This is a genomic window from Bacteroides sp. ET489 (assembly GCF_030518095.1).
GTDB lineage: Bacteria > Bacteroidota > Bacteroidia > Bacteroidales > Bacteroidaceae > Bacteroides > Bacteroides ndongoniae.
In genome coordinates this window covers 1-901 of record NZ_JAULLJ010000117.1, presented here as the reverse complement: position 1 = coordinate 901, position 901 = coordinate 1, and the positions used below count along the sequence as shown (strand labels likewise).

2 protein-coding genes are annotated in these 901 nt (G+C 43.2%); one reads left to right on the top strand and one right to left on the bottom strand.

The window, feature by feature from the left end; translation table 11 throughout:
* The first annotated feature begins 333 nt into the window (after positions 1 to 333).
* Entirely contained in the window at positions 334 to 483 is a 150-nt protein-coding gene (locus Q3C19_RS18270) for a hypothetical protein (RefSeq protein WP_302731287.1), read from the top strand.
* Here Q3C19_RS18270 and Q3C19_RS18265 read toward each other — a convergent pair.
* A complete protein-coding gene (locus Q3C19_RS18265; protein ID WP_302731285.1) occupies positions 480 to 851 on the bottom strand; it encodes a hypothetical protein in 372 nt (123 codons plus the stop codon). The genes Q3C19_RS18270 and Q3C19_RS18265 overlap by 4 nt on opposite strands.
* Positions 852 to 901 lie beyond the last annotated feature (50 nt).

Genomic DNA, 901 nt, shown 5'->3' with positions numbered 1-901 from the left:
GAATATCAGAATTTTTCCAGTTGTGTTTTGTTTACCGTGTAGTAACGTCCTATTCCTCTTATCAGCGAATAATGACAATCCCGATTTACAATCCTGTAGAGAGTTGTACCTACGCAAATGATTTCTTTTTTTCTTCATGTTCTTGATACTGGTTTTAGTGTTGCCTATATCCTGTCGGCAACGGGTTAAACATGGTTGCAAAGCTACGGAAGTGTCGGTAAAATCTTGATACGCAAATCTATGCGGAACGGCGCAAAATAGGTCATGTCAAAAGAAAATGCAGTATAAACGGGTGGCTCTTTCAGGTAAAAGGAGATAAAAAAGCCCGAAGTCGTGGAATATGCACTTCTTCGGGGACTGGTTGTTGCAGATAATTACAGATTGACTGACGCACTGATTTACGGATTCAATGACTTCATGTCGTCACTACGTCAGATGAAACCGTTAATCATCAAATGGCTGAACATTAAAAGTTCATTCTAACATTCATTTGGCATTCTGTTATTCACTGACACCAGTAGGACTTGTATCTCTTTTCGTCGGCACAATCTTTCCAGCAGGGCATTGCGAACCGTTGCGGCATCTGACGTGTCAATGCGGAAAGCGAGTGCTACCACCATCGACAGGGCATACATGTCCGCATAATAGCCGTTTGGTAGCTTGATACGTTTTTCAGCTTCAAGAGGATTAAAAATTCCACACTTGTACACGGCACGAATGGCGGCACGGAGCGTCGGGGCGATTACCCCGAACAGCTCTACCAGCTCCATTTCATTCATCCATATATTACCTGTATCGGATGGTATGGTATTTCTACCATAGCTGTCCGTTGTGATTATTTCCCGTTTCATATCCCTGCCATTTTCACGTTTCCGAATGATTTGCTCAGCTTGTCGCCCAG

Coding starts and splice junctions, on each gene's coding strand:
- Q3C19_RS18265 (WP_302731285.1), bottom strand. CDS start 851: ATGAAACGGGAAATAATCACAACGGACAGCTATGGTAGAAATACCATA.